Below are 4,348 nucleotides of genomic sequence, written 5' to 3'. Positions count from 1 at the left end.
CATTATATTCTAAAGGAGTTCTTTTTACGGTATCACTGATTCGCTGCGCTGCGGCAAGAAAATCAAACTCTACATCACTCGCTACATTCATGGTTATAAAAATTTATTGATCGCATCCAGGTAAGCATTAGCCGAAGCTTTTACAATATCAGTACTGAAGCCGTAGCCCACATAAAACTTGCCATCATGGGCAATTTTCATGTTCACTTTACTAATGTCATCACTACCTCCATGCATGGCCTGGATGGTGAAATCTTTCAATGTGATAGATTTACCGATGATGCTATCGATAGCTTTGATAGTGGCATTAACCGGACCATTACCTTTAGCCATGGCTTCATGCTCTTCGCCATTGTATTCAAGTCTGATGTTTGCAGTCGGACTCAATGGATCGCCACATAAAACCTGTAGTAAGTTTAATTTATAGCCATTTTTAAAAGAATCAACTTCACCATCGCTCATTAAGTAAAGCAAGTCGTCGTCAGTAATTTCTTTCTTCTCATCTGCCACTACTAAAAAGCGCTCATACACCTGGTCCAGGTTAATGCGATCCGCATTATAGCCTAAGCGCTCTAAATGGTGTTTCAAAGCATGGCGACCACTGCGGGCGGTTAAAATAATGTCTGCCTGGTTGATGCCTACATCTTCAGGATTCATGATTTCGTAGTTCTCCCGGTGTTTCAAAAAGCCATCCTGATGGATGCCAGAGCTGTGAGCAAAAGCATTCTGACCGATAATAGCTTTATTAGGCTGTACTGGCATGCGCATCATGCGGCTTACCATGGCACTAATTTCACTGAAATGTTTAGTGTTCAGGTTGGTGTTTAGGTTTAAGCCCTTATGGGTTTTTAAAATCATGGCCACTTCTTCCAGTGCGGTATTCCCAGCACGTTCACCAATACCGTTGATGGTACATTCAATCTGGCGTGCACCATTTACAATTCCTGCTAAAGTGTTGGCTGTAGCCAAGCCTAAATCGTTATGGCAGTGAACAGAAATTATGGCCTGGTCAATATTTTTCACATGCTCCTTCAAGTAAAGGATTTTAGCGCCATACTGTTCCGGTAGGCAATAGCCATTGGTATCAGGAATGTTGACTACCGTAGCACCGGCAGCAATAACAGCTTCTACCATTTGCGCTAAAAACTGATCGTCTGCACGACCGGCATCCTCGGCATAAAATTCAATATCCTCCACAAATTGCTTTGCATATTTAACAGCATCAACAGCACGCTCCAGAATTGCTTCGCGGGTGCTGTTAAATTTGTATTTAATGTGCATGTCTGAAGAGCCAATCCCTGTATGGATACGTGGTCTTTTGGCATATTTCAAGGCTGCTACGGCAGCATCAATGTCGCCTTTATTAGCTCTTGTTAAAGCGCAGATGATAGGGTATTGTACCGCTTTGGACAATTCCACCACACTTTGAAAATCACCCGGACTTGAAATAGGAAAACCAGCTTCAATTACATCAACACCAAGTGCCTCCAGAGCTTTTGCAATGATTACTTTTTCATCGGTGGCCAACTGGCAACCCGGCACTTGTTCTCCATCACGAAGGGTGGTATCAAATACATAAACTCTATTAGGATCGTGTAACATATTTCTAAGATTAAAGGGTATTTGTAGATTGAGCAATAAATTTTAAAACGAGCTTGCCCATTTCTTTAGTGCCTAAAACTTTATAAGGGTTAATGGTATCATCGGCAATGTCATTGGTGCGGAAACCTTGTTTCAGCACCTGGTCTACGGCATCGATGACTACTTTAGCTTCATCTTTTAAACCAAAGCTGATGTCTAACATCAGGGCTACAGATAAAATAGAAGCTAATGGGTTGGCAAGATCTTTACCGGTAATGTCATGTGCAGAACCGTGGATAGGTTCAAAAAAGCCCGTTCCATCGCCAATAGAGGCTGAGGCAAGCATGCCCATAGAGCCTGCAATTTGTGATGCTTCATCTGTTAAGATATCACCAAAAAGGTTGGCGGTTAACACCACGTCAAAACGTTTAGGATCTTTGATTAGTTGCATCGCTGCATTATCAATAAACATGTGTTCGGTTTCTACCTCAGGATATTGTTTAGCAATTTCCTGTACGGTTTCTCTCCACAGCCTTGAGCTTTCCAATACATTGGCTTTATCAACAGAGCACAGTTTTTTGTTGCGCTGCATAGCTGCCTGATAAGCTTTATGTGCAATTCTTTCTACCTCGTAGCGGTGGTAGATCATCAGGTCTGAAGCTGTGTTTCTGTCTTCAGAGCGTGTTTTCTCTCCGAAATAAACATCACCGGTCAGCTCTCTGAAGAACAGGATATCTGTTCCTTTCAGGATCTGTGGTTTAATGCTGGAGGCGTTCAATAACTCATCAAACAAAAGAATAGGGCGTAAGTTGGCATATAAGCCAAGCTCTTTCCTGATTTTCAATAATCCTTGTTCAGGTCTTACTTTCAGGGAAGGATCGTTGTCGTATTTTGCATGTCCTACTGCGCCAAAAAGGATTGCATCGCTATTTTTTGCTTTCTCTAAAGTTACATCTGGCAATGGATTGCCTGTGCTTTCTATGGCAGCATGGCCCATCAGTGCTTCATCGAAGGTAAACTCATGACCAAAGGCAGCAGCAATTTTTTCTAATACTGCTTTTCCCCATGTCGTTACTTCGGGGCCAATACCATCACCAGGTATAACTAATATATTTTTTTTCATCAGTATTTAAATGTTTTATAGGTTATGAAGCTATCATCAGCTTGTTTTAATTGCTTTTAATTGGTCAGCTAATGATGGTTTCATGTTGTAATTTCCTGTTCTAATTGGTGTATAAGGGTAGTGGCATTGCCATTATTTAAACCCAGCCGGTATTGAATGCATTGTGGTAAACGGTTTTCAAAATGCCCTACATAAATTAAGGATCTATTTGAGGTACACAGCACATCTACCAAATGGTTAAATAACCTGGTCTGTTGCTGATCTAAACCCTGGCAAGGTTCATCTAAGATCAGTAGCGGAGGGTTTTTAATAATTGCTCTCGCTAAAAATGCCAGTCGCTGTTTACCTAAAGGCAGCTGGCTTAACAAAGTATGTTGCTGGCCAGTCAGCTCAAAAAGTTCCATTAGCTGGTTTACCTTTTCTGTTTGCCCCTCACTCACCTTCCTGAATAAACCGGCAGTATCAAAAAAGCCAGAGGCAATGGTTTGAAACACAGTAGAGGAGGGCTCAAAATACCATTGTAATTCTGGAGAGATAAAACCGATGCGGGATTTAATATCCCAGATGCTTTCACCAGTGCCACGTTTTCTGCCAAATAAATGAATGTCGTTGGCATAGGCTTGTGGATTATCACCAGTAATTAAACTCAATAGGGTGGATTTACCCGAACCGTTGTGTCCATGTAAAAGCCATTTCTCCCCCTTGTTGACGGTCCAGGTAATGTTATTCAAAACCTGCTTGTCGCCATATTTTATATGTACTCCTTTTAATTCAACTAATGGTTGCTGAAGTTGGAAGGGCGTTTGTTCTTCATTTTCTAAAACGGAACTATTTAAAAAGTCCGGTAAAGTGATTTCGGTGTTCAGCGGGGTAACCAATTCTTCTTCACGCGAAGTGGAACTGCTGAATTTGCCATTTTCTAGTTTAGCAAAATGGCTAATGGCCTCCGGAATTACCCCATCATTGCTGACCAAGAGCAGGGTCGTGCCTTTGGTACAGGCTTCATTGATCAACGTATTCAAATTCTGACGTGTTTGAACGTCTAAACCCGTATAAGGATTGTCAAGAATTAACAATGTTGGCTGCAACAACAAAGCTTTTGTAAGCTGCAGTTTTTTATGTTCGCCACTGGACAACTGTATAAGTGCTGCATCCTTGCGATGTAAAAGATCAAGGGCCAGTAAGATGGCTACACCATCCTGTTCGTCCTTGCCTAATTTATGGCAAAAGAGGCTTATTTCTTCCCAAACGGTATTGCAATCTTCTGCTTCAGTGCTGTTATAGCGTTGTTGGTAGTAAAAGTTAGCCGTACCACTTTTATCTTTAAAAGGAAACCATTGGGCCACATATAAATGTTGCACCTGCTGTTGCGCAGCATATTTAGCAATAAGCTTTGCCAATGATGTTTTTCCGCTGCCGCTGGCACCTGTCAATAACCATTGCTCACCTTTGTTGATGGTCCAGTATAGTCCCTCCCAAACCACCATTCTGTGGAATTTTAAGCTGAGGTTTTCTATATGGATTAAAGGTGCAGACATAAGTTTAGGCGGTTTTCTTTTCGAAAGTTTCTATAGCTTCTTTCTGGTTTAAAATAAAGTCGATGTCGTCATAACCATTCAATAAGCAAGACTTTTTGTAGGGGTT

3 protein-coding genes are annotated in these 4,348 nt (G+C 41.5%); all 3 read right to left on the bottom strand.

Going from position 1 to position 4,348, the window contains the following annotated elements; translation table 11 throughout:
• Positions 1-93 precede the first annotated feature (93 nt).
• The 3 genes from ACR2F7_RS16640 to ACR2F7_RS16630 all read right to left on the bottom strand — a co-directional run bounded on the left by ACR2F7_RS16640 (position 94) and on the right by ACR2F7_RS16630 (position 4,242).
• Positions 94-1,602 (bottom strand): 2-isopropylmalate synthase, encoded by a 1,509-nt coding sequence (locus tag ACR2F7_RS16640; RefSeq protein ID WP_432714665.1) that lies wholly within the window; start codon positions 1,600-1,602, stop codon positions 94-96.
• Between the two features lie 10 nt (positions 1,603-1,612).
• Complete coding sequence (gene leuB, locus ACR2F7_RS16635) at positions 1,613-2,704, bottom strand: 3-isopropylmalate dehydrogenase (RefSeq protein WP_432714664.1); 1,092 nt, start codon at positions 2,702-2,704, stop codon at positions 1,613-1,615.
• A gap of 80 nt (positions 2,705-2,784) precedes the next feature.
• Complete coding sequence (locus ACR2F7_RS16630; protein ID WP_432714663.1) at positions 2,785-4,242, bottom strand: ATP-binding cassette domain-containing protein; 1,458 nt, start codon at positions 4,240-4,242, stop codon at positions 2,785-2,787.
• Positions 4,243-4,348: the final 106 nt, after the last annotated feature.

This window comes from Pedobacter sp. (genome assembly GCF_045628745.1).
GTDB lineage: Bacteria > Bacteroidota > Bacteroidia > Sphingobacteriales > Sphingobacteriaceae > Pedobacter.
Note: the sequence above shows the minus strand (reverse complement) of the source record. Positions and strands in the feature narration are given on the sequence as shown.